At 74.6% G+C, this 13,381-nt stretch carries 13 protein-coding genes and 1 pseudogene; 7 read left to right on the plus strand and 7 right to left on the minus strand.

The features are described 5' to 3' along the window. The first annotated feature begins 29 nt into the window (after positions 1–29). From BM385_RS02300 to BM385_RS02310, 3 genes are read left to right on the plus strand one after another with little or no spacing between them, the layout of a single operon-like run. Positions 30–617, plus strand: coding sequence for a sigma-70 family RNA polymerase sigma factor (locus tag BM385_RS02300; protein ID WP_037755478.1), 588 nt, complete (start codon positions 30–32; stop codon positions 615–617). Then, entirely contained in the window at positions 614–1,357 is a 744-nt protein-coding gene (locus BM385_RS02305; RefSeq protein ID WP_093842013.1) for an anti-sigma factor, read from the plus strand. Before BM385_RS02300 ends, BM385_RS02305 begins: the two co-directional genes overlap by 4 nt. 10 nt (positions 1,358–1,367) lie before the next feature. Continuing rightward, positions 1,368–2,729 (plus strand): cryptochrome/photolyase family protein, encoded by a 1,362-nt coding sequence (locus BM385_RS02310; protein ID WP_093842014.1) that lies wholly within the window; start codon positions 1,368–1,370, stop codon positions 2,727–2,729. Positions 2,730–2,825: 96 nt separating this feature from the next. On the opposite strand, the gene BM385_RS02315 is transcribed toward BM385_RS02310, so the two are convergent. The 5 genes and pseudogenes from BM385_RS02315 to BM385_RS02335 form a co-directional block, all read right to left on the minus strand. Then, complete coding sequence (locus BM385_RS02315) at positions 2,826–3,635, minus strand: DUF1295 domain-containing protein (protein WP_093842015.1); 810 nt, start codon at positions 3,633–3,635, stop codon at positions 2,826–2,828. After that, on the minus strand, positions 3,632–5,089 hold the full coding sequence (locus BM385_RS02320) for an SAM-dependent methyltransferase (RefSeq protein ID WP_254791418.1): 1,458 nt from the start codon (positions 5,087–5,089) through the stop codon (positions 3,632–3,634). The genes BM385_RS02315 and BM385_RS02320 overlap by 4 nt, the downstream gene beginning before the upstream one ends. Beyond that, entirely contained in the window at positions 5,086–6,351 is a 1,266-nt protein-coding gene (locus BM385_RS26990; protein ID WP_175542913.1) for a class I SAM-dependent methyltransferase, read from the minus strand. Before BM385_RS26990 ends, BM385_RS02320 begins: the two co-directional genes overlap by 4 nt. A gap of 75 nt (positions 6,352–6,426) precedes the next feature. Further along, a pseudogene (locus BM385_RS26995) lies at positions 6,427–7,158 on the minus strand (DUF1365 domain-containing protein); the annotation flags it as partial. Beyond that, entirely contained in the window at positions 7,155–8,429 is a 1,275-nt protein-coding gene (locus BM385_RS02335; protein WP_093842017.1) for an NAD(P)/FAD-dependent oxidoreductase, read from the minus strand. The pseudogene BM385_RS26995 and the gene BM385_RS02335, both read right to left, overlap by 4 nt. A gap of 154 nt (positions 8,430–8,583) precedes the next feature. Here BM385_RS02335 and BM385_RS02340 point away from each other — a divergent pair, with 154 nt between their 5' ends. Together BM385_RS02340 and BM385_RS02345 are read left to right on the plus strand one after the other, a co-directional pair. Then, the gene (locus tag BM385_RS02340; RefSeq protein WP_019432443.1) at positions 8,584–10,257 is read left to right on the plus strand and encodes a molybdopterin-dependent oxidoreductase; all 1,674 of its coding nucleotides are present in this window, start codon (positions 8,584–8,586) and stop codon (positions 10,255–10,257) included. Between the two features lie 119 nt (positions 10,258–10,376). Further along, the gene (locus BM385_RS02345) at positions 10,377–11,051 is read left to right on the plus strand and encodes a fasciclin domain-containing protein (protein WP_019432444.1); all 675 of its coding nucleotides are present in this window, start codon (positions 10,377–10,379) and stop codon (positions 11,049–11,051) included. A gap of 6 nt (positions 11,052–11,057) precedes the next feature. On the opposite strand, the gene BM385_RS02350 is transcribed toward BM385_RS02345, so the two are convergent. After that, positions 11,058–11,366, minus strand: coding sequence for a 4a-hydroxytetrahydrobiopterin dehydratase (locus tag BM385_RS02350; RefSeq protein ID WP_093842018.1), 309 nt, complete (start codon positions 11,364–11,366; stop codon positions 11,058–11,060). A 132-nt stretch (positions 11,367–11,498) separates the two neighbouring features. Beyond that, on the minus strand, positions 11,499–11,966 hold the full coding sequence (locus BM385_RS02355; protein WP_019432446.1) for a MarR family winged helix-turn-helix transcriptional regulator: 468 nt from the start codon (positions 11,964–11,966) through the stop codon (positions 11,499–11,501). Between the two features lie 274 nt (positions 11,967–12,240). Between BM385_RS02355 and BM385_RS02360 the strand changes: the two genes are divergently transcribed. Next, positions 12,241–12,897, plus strand: coding sequence for a hydrolase (locus BM385_RS02360; protein WP_019432447.1), 657 nt, complete (start codon positions 12,241–12,243; stop codon positions 12,895–12,897). 147 nt (positions 12,898–13,044) lie between these two features. Beyond that, entirely contained in the window at positions 13,045–13,353 is a 309-nt protein-coding gene (locus tag BM385_RS02365; protein WP_026047192.1) for a GNAT family N-acetyltransferase, read from the plus strand. Positions 13,354–13,381: the final 28 nt, after the last annotated feature.

Below are 13,381 nucleotides of genomic sequence, written 5' to 3' on the forward strand. Positions count from 1 at the left end.
TCCGTACGCCGACCACCGGAGACCCCTCCATGGAGCCAGTGCCCACCGATCTGCCCGCTCCGGGCCCGCCCGCGCCCGAGCTGGGCGCCCTGCTGGCGCTGGTCGCGCAGGGCGACCAGGACGCGTTCGGCGCCGTGTACGACCGGGTCGCGGGACCCGTACTCGGCCTGGTGCGCAGCGTGCTGCGCGACCCCGCGCAGTCGGAGGAGGTCGCCCAGGAGGTCCTGGTCGAGGTCTGGCGCCGCGCCGCCGCCTACTCCCCCGACCGCGGCACCCCGATGGCCTGGATCATGACGCTGGCGCACCGCAGGGCGGTGGACCGGGTGCGCTCCGCGCAGGCGGCCAGCGACCGCGAGCACCGGGCGGCGCTGCTGGACCACACCCCCGCCTACGACGAGGTCACCGAACGGGTGGAGGCCCGGCTGGAACGGGAGCAGGTACGCCGCTGCATGGGCGGGCTCACCGAACGGCAGCGGCAGTCGGTGACCCTCGCCTACTACCGGGGGCTGACCTATCGCGAGGTGGCCGAGGTGCTGGCGCTGCCGCTGGGCACGGTGAAGACCCGGCTGCGCGACGGGCTGATCCGGCTGCGTGACTGCCTGGGAGTGACGGCATGAGTGTCGAGGACGTGCACACCCTCAGCGGGGCCTACGCGCTGGACGCGCTGCCCGCCCCGGAGCGCGAGGAGTTCGAGCGGCACCTGGAGCGCTGCGAGGCGTGCGCCCGGGAGGTGCGGGAGCTGTCCGAGACCGCGGCCCGGCTGGCCGGCGCGGTGGCCCTCGCCCCGCCGACCGCGCTGCGCGACCGGGTGATGGGGCGGATCGGCACCGTACGGCAGGACCCGCCGCCCGGCGCGTTCGGCGGGCTGCGCCGCCGCACCCGGCGGATGCTGCCCGGCCTGGCGCTGGCCGCCGCGCTGGCGGCGGCGGCGCTGGGCGGCACCACCGTGTGGCAGTGGCAGTCGGCGCGCGACGCGCAGCGCGAGGTGCAGCAGGCGCAGGAACACGCCGCGCTGCTGGCGCAGGTGCTCGCCGCGCCGGACGCCGTGGTGAGCAGCGGTGCGCTGCCGGGCGGCGGCACCGGCACCGTGGTGGTCTCCGCCGGGACGAATCGCGCGGCGTTCATGACCTCCGGAATGCCGGCTCCGCCGGACGGCATGGTGTACCAGTTGTGGTTCGACGATCACGGTGCGATGCGGCCCGCCGGGCTGCTCGACCCCGCGGCGCCGGACGAGGCCGTGCTGATGGACGGCGCGCTGGACGGCGCGGACGGCATGGGCATCACGCTGGAGCCCGCGGGCGGTTCTCCGCAGCCGACATCCGATCCGCTGGCCGTCATGGAGTTCCCCAGCGCCTAGGAGCACCGAGATGGATGTCGCCGTCGTCCTGTTCACCAGCGATCTGCGGCTGCGCGACCAGCCCGCGCTGCACGCAGCCCAGCGCGCCGCCGACGCGGTCGTGCCGCTGTTCGTCCGCGACCCGGCCGTGGACCGCGCCGGGTTCGCGGCGCCCAACCGACTGGCGTTCCTCGCCGACGCGCTCGCCGACCTGGACGGCGCGCTGCGGGAGCGCGGCGGGCACCTGGTGCTGCGCGAGGGGGACGTGGTGGAGGAGGTGTGCGCGGTGGTGTCGCGGACCGGCGCCGGCGAGGTGCATCTGTCGGGCGGGGTGAGCGGCTTCGCGCGGCACCGCGAGGAGCGGCTGCGCCGGGAGCTGGAGCGGCTGCGCTGCCGGCTGCGGGTGCACGACGGGGTGGTGACGGTGGTGCCGCCGGGCGCGGTGGTGCCGGACCAGCGGGACCACTTCGCGGTGTTCACCCCGTACTTCCGCCGGTGGCGGGAGAGCGCGCGGCGCGATCCGCTGCCCGCGCCGCGCCGGGTGCGGGTGCCGGACGGGGTGGGCGGGCCGGCGCTGCCGCAGCGGCGGCGACTGTCCGGGGTCTCCCCCGGCGTACCGGCCGGCGGTGAGCGCGAGGGGCGGCGCCGGATGGCGGCCTGGCTGCGCTCGGGCGTGGACGCGTACGCGGAGCGGCACGACGACCTGGCCGGGGACGCCACGTCCCGGCTGTCGCCGTATCTGCACTTCGGCTGTCTGTCGGCGGCCGAACTGACCCGGAAGGCGCGGGAGCACGGCGGGGCGGGCGCCGAGGCGTTCGAACGGCAGCTGGCCTGGCGGGACTTCCACCACCAGGTGCTGGCGGCCCGCCCGGACGCCGCGTGGAGCGACTACCGGGCCCGGGGCGATCGCTGGCGGCGCGCGGGCCGGGACGCGGACGCCTGGCGCGCGGGCCGCACCGGCTACCCGATCGTGGACGCGGCGATGCGGCAGCTGGCGCACGAGGGCTGGATGCACAACCGGGGGCGGCTGCTGGTGGGCAGCTTCCTGACCAAGACGCTGTACACCGACTGGCGGGTGGGCGCCGAGCACTTCCTGGGACTGCTGGTGGACGGCGATCTGGCGAACAACCAGCTGAACTGGCAGTGGGTGGCGGGCACCGGCACCGACACCCGGCCCAACCGGGTGCTCAATCCGGCGGCCCAGGGCCGGCGTTACGACCCGGACGGCGGATACGTACGGCGCTGGGTGCCGGAGCTGGACGGGGTGCCGGTGCGGGCGCTGCACGAGCCGTGGCGGCTGGAGCCCGCGACGCTGCGGGAGCGCGGCTATCCGGAGCCCATCGTGGAACTGGACGCCGGCCGCGACCGGTTCCTGGCGGCCCGGGGACGGTGACGGGCCGCCGGCGGTGACGGGCCGCCGATCGTGACGGTCCGTCAGGCCCCGGGGCCCGGGGGCGGCGGTTCCGCGCCCGCCGCCCCCTGGCCCGGGTCAGCCGGTGCGGCGCGGCGGGCGCGGGAAGAAGCCGCTGGTGCGGGCGGCGTACGCGTCCCAGCCCGGCCGGCCGGCCATCCGCCGCTCCAGCAGGGCCTTGCCGCTGCCGAAGATCAGCAGAGCGCTCATCACCAGCGGCGCCGGGACGCTGATCAGCGCCGCCTGCCAGCCGGAGACCGCCAGCAGGAACAGCCCCCACCACACCGCGAAGTCACCGAAGTAGTTCGGGTGCCGGGTCCAGCTCCACAGACCGCGGTCCATCAGCCGGCCCCGGTTGGCCGGGTCCGCCCGGAACCGGGCCAGCTGATGGTCGCCGACCGCCTCGAAGAACATCCCCACCGTCCACAGCACGACAGCGGCGACGGTCAGCGGCAGCGGCGGGGCGCCCGCGTACAGCGCGGTCTGCACCGGCAGCGACACCAGCAGGATGAGCACGCCCTGGAGCAGGTACACCTTGCGCAGCGCGTACAGGGCGCGGCTGCCGGGGGCGGCGTCCAGCATCCGCGCGTACCGGGGGTCCTCGCCGTGGCCCCGGCCGCGCCGGGCGATGTGCACCGCCAGCCGCAGCCCCCACACCACCGTCAGCAGCGCCACCAGCAGCCGGTGTCCGTCGTCGCCGCGCCCGCCGGAGGCGATCCAGCCGGTGACGGCGACGGCGGCGAAGCCGAGCCCCCAGGCGCTGTCCACCACCCGGTGCACCCCGCCCTTGGCCAGCGCCACGGCGAACGTCGCCGCCATGAGCAGGGTGAGCACGGCGGCCGACAGGGCGATGTTCAGGCCGAGGGCGGCCCACGGGATTCCGTTCACCGCACGCTCCCCCGGTACCAGGCGGCGGGGGTGGGCTCCATGCCGCTGCCGCCGCCGTCACTGGGGCGGACCGCGAGGATCTGGTCCACGCCCATCCGGCGCTGTTCGAACGCCAGCGCGGCTCCGGTCAGATAGAGCCGCCACACCCGGCAGGTCTCCTCCCCCACCAGTCCGGTGAAGTCCGGCCAGCCGGATTCCAGCCTGTCCAGCCAGGCTCGCACCGTACGGACGTAGTGCTCGCGCAGCGACTCCACCGACCGCACCTCCAGCCCCGCCTCCTCCAGAAGTCCCACGGTGCCGCCCACCGGCCGCATGTGCATGTCGGGGGCGATGTACGTCTCGATGAACGGTCCGCCGCCGGGCGCGTGCGCGCCGCGCGACATCTGCTGGAGCAGCAGCCGCCCGTGCGGGCGCAGCATCCGCGTGAGCAGCTGCGCGAAGCCGGGGTACTCCGCGTCGCCCACGTGCTCGCCCATCTCGATCGACGCCACCGCCTCGTACCAGCCGCCCCGGATGTCCCGGTAGTGGCACAACTGCACGTCCACCCACTCGCCCAGCCCGCGCCGCTCGGCCTCCGCGCGCACGTGGCGGGCCTGTTCGGCGGAGAGGGTGACGGCGGTGACCTGCGCTTTGTGCTCGGCCGCGGCGTACAGGCTCAGCGCACCCCAGCCGCAGCCGACGTCGAGCAGCCGCATGCCCGGGCGCAGCGCCAGCTTGCGGCAGATCAGCGCGAGCTTGTCGCGCTGGGCGTCGGCGACCCCGTACGCCGGGTCGTCCGGGTCGGCGGTCCAGTAGCCGCAGGAGTAGGCCAGGGAGGGGTCCAGGAGCCGGGCGTAGAAGGCGTTGGAGAGGTCGTAGTGGTGGGCGATCGCGGCCCGGTCGCGGGCTCGGCTGTGCCGTACGCCGCGCAGCCGGGCGGCGCCGGCGGGCGCGGGCGGGCGGGGGCCGAGCACGCCGAGGCCGGCGAGGGAGGCGACTAGGCCGTGTCTTTCGGATCTTCGTGGATCTGGCCGCGGCGTCAGATGCGGTGCATCGCAAGGCGGAGGATCTCGCTCGTACCGGGTCGTACTCGCGAGATGCGACAACGCAGCGAGGTGCCGTAGCTGGCGGCGCGGCCCCGCGAAGATCCGAAAGACACGGCCTAGGCGGGCCCGGTCGGCGGCGGTCGGCCGCGGCGGCTCGATCCGCTGTTCGCGGACGGCGGTCCACAGGGTGCGCAGGGCGGTGCCGAGGTCGCCCGCGACGTCGAGGTCGCCGGTGATGTACGCCTCGGCCAGGCCGAGTTCCCCGGGCTGCCACAGGAGTCTGCGCAGCGCCCGGCGGTTGCGGAGCACCACGGTGGGCGCGTGCGCGGGTCCGGTCTCGCTGCCGTCCCAGGCCCGGACGCGGAGGGGCGGGGGTCCGTCGAAGAGCCGGTGCAGCAGGGGGGCGAGGCGGGTGGCGGCGTCGGTCATGCGGGGGTGCCCTTCGTGAGCAGGAGCTGCTGGACGTCGAGATAGCCGGAGCGGAACCCGGCCTCGCAGTAGGCGAGGTAGAAGGTCCACATGCGGCGGAAGGTGGCGTCGAACCCGAGGCCGGTGACGGCGGCGGCCTGCTCGGTGAAGCGTTCGCGCCACAGCCGCAGCGTCTCGGCGTAGTGCGGGCCGTACGGTTCGCGGCGGGTGACGCGCAGGGAGGTGTGCCGGGCGACGGCTTCGGCGATGGCCCGGGTGGAGGGCAGCTGGCCGCCGGGGAAGACGTACTTCTGGATCCAGGTGTGGGTGGTGTGGGAGGCCAGCATCCGCTCGTGCGGCATGGTGATGGCCTGGAGGGCGATCCGGCCGCCGGGGGCGAGCACCCGGTCCAGGGTGCGGAAGTAGCCGGGCCAGCCGCGGACGCCGACGGCCTCGATCATCTCGACGCTGACCACCGCGTCGTACCGTCCGGCGGGCCCGTCCGCCAGCTCACGGTAGTCCTGGAGCCGCACCGTGACCCGGTCCGCGGCGCCGGCCTCGCGGATCCGCTGCTCGGCGAGGTCGCGCTGGGCGGCGGAGAGGGTGAGGGTGTCGACGCGGGCGCCGCGCCGGGCGGCGCGCAGGGCGAGTTCGCCCCAGCCGGTGCCGATCTCCAGCAGCCGGGTGCCGGGGCCGACGTCCGCCAGGTCGAGGAGCCGGTCGATCTTGCGGTGCTGGGCGTCCGCGAGGTGTTCGCGGCGGGCGGGCAGGGAGCGGAAGAGCGCGGCGGAGTAGGTGAGGGTGTCGTCCAGGAAGAGCGCGAACAGATCGTTGGAGAGGTCGTAGTGGCGGCGGATGTTCTCGCGGGCGGCGTCGGGCGCGTTGTGCTGGGTGGCGGGCTGGCGCGGTGCCCACAGCCGGCGCAGCCGTTGCAGCGGTGCGGGGACGAGGGTGCCGGTGTGGCCGGCGAGCACGGTGAGGGCGGCGACCAGGTCGGGGGCGTCCCACTCGCCGGCCAGGTAGGACTCGCCGAAGCCGATGGTGCCGCCGGTGCCCAGCCGCCGGTAGAAGGCGTCCGGGTCGTGCAGGTCGATCCGGGGCCCGCCGGGGCCGGGCAGCGGCCCGGCCGGGGTGACGACGCGCAGCGGCATCCGGGCCACGGCGCGGCGCACCAGCCGTTCGGTGAGCGCGGTGCGCGGGCGGGAGGCGGCGGGGACGGTGGCGACACCCTCCCAGCGTGCGGGGTCGGCGGGCAGCGGGCGGGGTGGGGTGATCTGACGCATGGTCCTCTGCTTCGCGGGGCTCTGGGCGGATGACGGGAGGGGTGCGGTGGCGGCGGCGGGTGGCGGGGCGGCGGGCGGCTCGTGCCGGCGGACCGGCAGGCCGCGCAGGTACAGCGCGATGCCGTGGGCGCGGATCGCGGCCGAGACGGCCAGGGTGGACAGCGGGTGCCGGGCGGCGGCGCGCAGCAGCGGGAGCGGCCCGGCGGTTGAGCGGGTGCCGGTGACGGCGGCGGTGAACGGCCGCTGTCCCGGCTGCTCCAGGGTGACGGTGAGCCGCAGCCGTTCGCCGGGGAGCGGGAGCCGCATCCGGTAGCCGCCGGCGACCGGGAAGAACGGCGAGACGGGGAAGTCCTTGGCGGTGTGTGCCGCCCCGGTGGCGTCGGGTTGCAGCAGATACAGATGCCGCTTCCCGTAGGTGTTGTGCACCTCGGCGACGACGCAGCCGGGCGAGCCGTCGCGGTGGTGGCACCAGTAGAGGGTCAGCGGGTTGAAGACGTACCCGAGAACCCGGGCGTGGGTGAGCATCAGCACCGGCCCGTCCGGCGGGGACTCCAGCCGGGACCGCAGAAAGCGCTCCAGTCCGGCGGCGAGCGTCGGCGCCGTGCCGTCGAAGTGGTCGCGCGGGTCGAACCGGGCCAGCGGGCGCAGAGCGCGCGGCAGCCGGGGCGGGGCGGCCGGGTCGATGAGCCACAGATAGGTGCGGTGACGTACCCGGTGCCGCAGCGGTGAGCGGCGCAGATGGGTGATCTCGCAGCGGTAGAGGGCGGGTACGGCCCGGGGGGCGGTGGGCTGCCCGGACCGGCTCACCAGTCCACCCCCAGCGCGGCGGCGGCCCGCACGCCGGAGCGGCAGCCGTCCTCGTGGAAGCCCCAGCCGTGGTAGGCGCCGGCGTACGCGGTGACGGGGCCGCTGAGCGCGGGCAGCCGCAGCTGGGCGGCGACGGACTCGGTGGTGTGGACGGGGTGTTCGTACACCATCGCGGCGATGACCCGGTCGGGGTCGACGCGGTCCGCGGCGTTCAGCGAGACCAGGTAGCGGCCCTCGCCGGGGCGGCGGGGCAGCCGCTGGAGCCGGGTCATGTCGTAACTGACGTGGACCTGGCCGGGCTGGGCGTGGCAGGACGGCAGCCAGTAGTTCCAGGAGGCGGCGGCGGCCCCGGCGCGGGGGAGCAGCGAGTCGTCGGTGTGCAGCACCGTGGCGTTGCGGGAGTAGCGGAAGGCACCCAGCACCGCGCGTTCGGCGTCGCTGGGGTCGGCCAGCAGCCGCAGCGCCTGGTCGGCGTGGGTGGCGATGACGACGGAGTCGAAGGAGTGGGCGGTGCCGTCGTCGGTGACGATCTCCACGCCGTCCGCGGTGCGGCGGACGGCCCGGACGGGGGTGTCGGTGCGGACGGCGGGGAGGTGTTTCGCCAGCCGTTCCACGTAGCTGCGCGATCCGCCGCGGACGGTGCGCCACACGGGCGAGCCGGTGACGGACAGCAGCCCGTGGTGGTCGAGGAACTGGAAGAGGTACCGCGCGGGGTAGCGCAGCGCGGTGGCGGGGGCGCAGGACCACACGGCGGACACCAGGGGCGTCATGAAGTGGGCGGTGAAGTAGCGGGAGAACCGTCCTTCGGCGAGGAAGGCGCCGAGCGTCTGCCGGTCGCCGCCGGTGGAGCGCAGGACGGCGCGCGCCCTGCGGTGGAACCGGGGCACCTCGGCGAACATCCGCAGGGCGGCGGGGCGCAGCGCGGTGGCCGGGCGGGCGAACAGCCCGCGCGGTCCGCGCGCCCCCGCGTACTCCAGGCCGCAGCCGTCGCACCGCACGGACAGGCTCATCTCGGCGTCCTGGGTGCTGACGCCCAGGTCGCGGAAGAGCCGCAGCAGATGGGGATAGGTGCGGTCGTTGTGGACGATGAATCCGGAGTCCACGGCGTGGGTGCGGCCGGCTCCGGCGACGTCGTGGGTGTGGGCGTGTCCGCCGAGCCTCCTGTCCGCCTCGAAGAGCGTCACCTCGTCCCGTCTGGCGAGGATGTGGGCGGCGGTGAGGCCGGAGATCCCCGCTCCCACCACCGCCGTGCGGCGTGCCGTACCCGTCATGTGACTGCCTCCTCGGGTCGGTTCAGACACAGTTTTCGGGACGTATTCGGAGCCGCGGCCGACCTGGATGGGTCGTCGGCACGGGATTCACCCGGAGGAGGGAGATCTGCACATTCCCGGGGTGTGGACCCATCCGCCGGGCGTGCGGCCGCGAATGCGGGATGTGAGCGACGAACGGACGGCGAAGAGGACGACGGGCCCGGCCCGGCTGCGGGAGTTCTTCCCGGTGGCCGCGGCCGGCGCCGTGGCGGGGCTGCTGGCGGCGTTCACCTCGCTGACGGTGGCCGAACTGACCGCCGCCGGCGTCCGGGAGGAGGCCCGGCCGGTGAACGCGGTGGGCGGGGCGGTCATCGACCGGACCCCGGCTCCTGTGAAGGACTGGGCGATCGCGACCTTCGGCACCCACGACAAGCTGGTGCTCCAGCTCGGGATCCTGGCGCTGCTGGGGCTGTTCGCGATCGTGGTGGGTGTCTCGGCGATGCGGTTCCGCCGTGCCGGGGCGCTCGCGGTGCTGGGCTTCGGACTGTTCGGCGCCCTGGTGGCGGCCGGGCGGCCCGAGGGCGCCGGGGCGGACGCGGTGCCCTCCCTGACGGGAGCGGTCGCGGGCGCCGCGGTGCTGTACGTCCTGGCCGGTACGGGACTGCGGATGTTCCCGGACCGGCCGGGGCCGGGTGAGCGGGCGGGCCGCCGGGGCCGCGCGGAGCCGCCGGGCAGCGGCGCCGCGCGGACGCTGGGCGGTATGGAACGGCGGCGGTTCGTCGTGGCGGCGACCACGGTGACCGCGGCCTCCGCCGGGGCCGGACTCCTCGGGCACCGGCTGAACGCGGCGGGGCGTGCGCGGGCGGCGGCCTCGCGCGCCGCGCTCGGCCTGCCCGCTCCCTCCTCACCGGCCGGCGCGATCCCGGCCGGCGCAGGCCTCGATGTGCCGGGGCTGGAACCGCTGATCACCCCGAACCGCGATTTCTACCGGATCGACACCGCGCTGAGCGTTCCGCGCGTCGACGTGGACGACTGGCGGCTGACGGTGCGCGGTCTGGGGGTCACCCGGCCGCTGGAGCTGAGCTTCGCCGAGTTGCTGGAGCGCGAGCTGATCGAGCGGCGCATCACTCTCACCTGTGTCTCCAATCCGGTCGGCGGTCGCTACACGGGCAACGCCCACTGGATCGGGGTCCGGCTGGCCGATCTGCTGGCCGAGGCCGGGGTCCGGCCGCCGTCGCGCGGCGGCCCGGCCGACCAGCTGATCGCCCGCTCGGTGGAGGGCATGACGCTGGGCTCCCCGGTGGAGACCGTGCTGGATGGCCGGGACGCGCTGCTGGCGGTCGGCATGAACGGCGAACCGCTGCCGTTCGCCCACGGCTTCCCGGTCCGGATGGTCGTGCCCGGCCTGTACGGCTACGTGTCCGCCTGCAAGTGGCTGACGGAGCTGGAGCTGACCACCTTCGACGGCTACGACGCGTACTGGGTGGAGCGCGGCTGGGCGGCGCGGGCACCGATCAAGACGCAGTCGCGCATCGACACCCCGCGCGGCCTGGCCGAGCTGAGCGCCGGGCCGGTGGCGGTCGCGGGCGTCGCCTGGGCGCAGCACACCGGGATCGACCGGGTGGAGGTGCGGGTGGACGACGGGCCGTGGACGCCGGCCGAACTGGCCGAGGAGGACAGCGTGGACGTGTGGCGGCAGTGGGTGTGGACGTGGGACGCCACACCGGGCCGGCACACCCTCCAGGTGCGGGCCACCGACCGCTCGGGCGAGACGCAGACCGCCGACCGGGTGGGCACGGTGCCGGACGGCGCGACCGGACGGCATGCGGTGGTGGTCACCGTGAGCTGACCGCGGCGCCGCCGAGCCGGCGCCCCGCCCTCCCCTCCGCCGGTCCGCGAGCACCGGCACCGGACCGACCGTCACCCGGCGGTCGGCAACCGACAACCCATGGACATCAGGAGTACCTCATGCGTATCAACCGAATCCGCCGCGCCGCCGTCGCCGTTTCCGCCGCCGCCGTGCTGCCGCTGAGCCTGGCCGCCTGCTCCTCCGACGACAACGGCGGCAACGACGCCGCGGAGAACACCGAGTCGTCCACCGGTGGCGGCGCGGAGGAGGGCGCCGGGGGCGACGCCGGCTCCGACGCCCCCGAGGGCGGCATGGACAACGCGGCGCAGCCGTTCGGCCCGGCCTGTGCGGCCACCCCGGCCGAGGGGCCCGGCAGCTTCGACGGCATGGCGCTGGACCCGGTGGCCACCGCCGCGAGCAACAACGAGGCGCTGACCACGCTGGTCGGCGCGGTGGACGCGGCCGGTCTGGTGGACACCCTGAACGACGCCCAGGACATCACGGTCTTCGCGCCGGTCAACGACGCCTTCGCCGCCATCCCGGAGGAGGACCTGAACGCGGTGCTGGCGGACGAGGAGCTGCTGACCGGCGTCCTCACCTACCACGTGGTCGGCGAGCGGATCGCCCCCGAGCAGCTGGCGGACGGCACGTTCGACACGCTCCAGGGCGGCACCGTCACCACCGCCGGGTCGGGCGAGTCCTTCACCGTCAACGACGAGGCCGCCGTGGTCTGCGGCAATGTGCAGACCGCCAACGCCACCGTCTACCTCATCGACACCGTGCTGATGCCGTGATCACCGTCAGCCGCTGACGCCGTGGCCCGCCGCGATCTCCTCGATCCGGCGGGCCAGTTGCGCGTCCAGCTCGGTGATCTTCCCGCCCACGGAGTGGGTGTTGAGGGCGATGCCGAGCCGGTTGTAGACGAGGGTCAGCTCGGCGTGGTGGTTCAGCTCCTCCTGCGCGACCGAGATGTGCACCAGCAGCGCGACGGCCGCCGGATGTCCCGCCAGGGTGTACGAGCGCACCAGGTGGTCGTCCTCGGCCCGCCAGCCGGGCAGCCCGCTCAGGGTCTCGGCGATCTCCAGGTCGGTCAGCGGCTGCGGCGCCATCGGCGCGCTCCCTTCACACGGTACGGAACCACGGCGCCGGCCACCCTATGCCTTCCCGTGCGGATCTCCACGGGGCCACGCCTCGGCTCCGCCGGCTGCCGCCGTGGCCGGGGACGCCGGGCCCCGGAACCGTCAGTCGGGCTGCCGCTCCATGTGCGCGAGGACCCGGTCCGAGATCCGGGCGAGCACGGCGAGTTCTTCCGGGGTGAGGGCGTCGGTGAACAGCCGGCGGACGTGTTCGACGTGCATGGGCGCGGCGTCCTCGATCGCCCGGTGACCGGCCGGGGTGGCGACGATGAACGCGCCGCGCCCGTCGTCGGGGCATTCCTCCTTCGCCACCAGTCCGCGTTTCGCCATCCGCCGGACCTGGTGGGACATGCGGCTCTTCTCCCACTCCACCAGCTTGGCCAGGTCCATGAAGCGCATCCGCCCGTCCTCGGTTTCGGTGAGCTTGGCCAGCACGATGTACTCCGATGCGGACATGCCGGAGTCGTCCTGGAGCCGGCGGGTGAGCTTGCCGATGAGCTTCTCCTGCATGCGGATGAAGCTGTCCCAGGCGGCCTTCTGCTCCGAGGTCAGCCAGCGAGGCGTTGCGTTCATGGGGGGAGCGTAACGAGCGCGCCGAGCGCCCATCCATCCCGCTGACGGGGCCGGTTGCGACCGGCTCGCGGTGCGGTGGACGGACCGGGGCCGCGGCGGGACCTCGGTGACCGCGCACTGCCACCGGCAACCCGGCACCCCCGGCCGCTAGTTGACGCGTCAACCAGTGCGCCCTAATGTAGTTGACGCATCAACCACATGGGGTGGGGGCCGGCGCCGGGAACCTCGGCACGCCCCCGGCCAACCGACGCGCAAGCACCGGAGAGGGAATCTGATGAGCACCGGAAACAAGGCCGGACTCGACGCCCTGCTGACACCCGAGGAGAGCGTGCTGGTCCTGATCGACCACCAGCCGTTCCAGTTCGCGAACCTGAACAGCCACGAGCCGACGATGATCGTCAACAACGTCATCGGGCTCGCCAAGGCGGCCAGGGCGTACGACGTGCCGACCATCCTGACCACCGTCCTGGAGGAACGCGGCGGTCTGCTCCTCCAGGGGGTGCAGGACGTGTTCCCGGAGCAGCAGCCGATCAACAGGACGCTCATCAACACCTGGGAGGACGAGCTCGTCGTGGACGCCGTCAAGGCGACCGGGCGCAAGAAGCTGATCATCGCCGGTCTCTGGACGGAGATCTGCGTGGCGATGCCCGCCATCCAGGCGGCGGGCGAGGGCTTCGACGTCCACGTCGTGACCGACGCCTCCGGCGGCATCTCGCAGGAGGCCCACGACATGGCCGTGCGGCGCATGGTGCAGGCGGGCATCACCCCCATCACCTGGCTGGCGGTGCTGGCCGAGTGGCAGCGCGACTGGGCCCGGGAGAAGACCCTGCCGGGCGCCACCCGGATCATGCTGGAGCACGCCGGTGCCACCGGAGTCGCCTTCGCCTGGGAGACCCAGCTCCTCGCCGGGCAGAGCCGGACCGGCGCCTGACCCGACCACCGCGCCGGCACCCGTCCGGACGGGTGCCGGCCGGCGGCTCGCCCAGCGGCGTCGCGCGTGTGCCGCACCGGCCGGGCGACGCTTTGACTGAATCGGACCGGCGGGGAAAAGCCCTGGCCGCAGACCTGTGGAGGACACATGGCAGTGGACGTGCGGGACGTTCCCGAAGCCCAGCGGTACGAGGCCAGGATCGAGGGGGAATCCAGGGTCGCGGGCGTCGCGGAGTACCTCCGCACGCAGGAACTCATCGCCTTCGTGCACACCGAGGTGCCGCCGCAGTTCGAGGGCAGGGGCATCGGGTCGGCGCTGGCCCGCACCGCGCTCGACGAGGCACGCGCCGCGAATCTGCGGGTCCTGGCCACCTGCCCGTTCTTCGCGGGGTGGATCGCCCGGCACCCCGCGTACCAGGACCTGCTGTACCAGTCCCGCAGCGACGTCAGCGACTGAACCGGGCACGATCACGACGGAGGCCGAC

The sequence above is a fragment of the Streptomyces harbinensis genome (genome assembly GCF_900116145.1).
Lineage (GTDB): Bacteria > Actinomycetota > Actinomycetes > Streptomycetales > Streptomycetaceae > Streptomyces > Streptomyces carpaticus.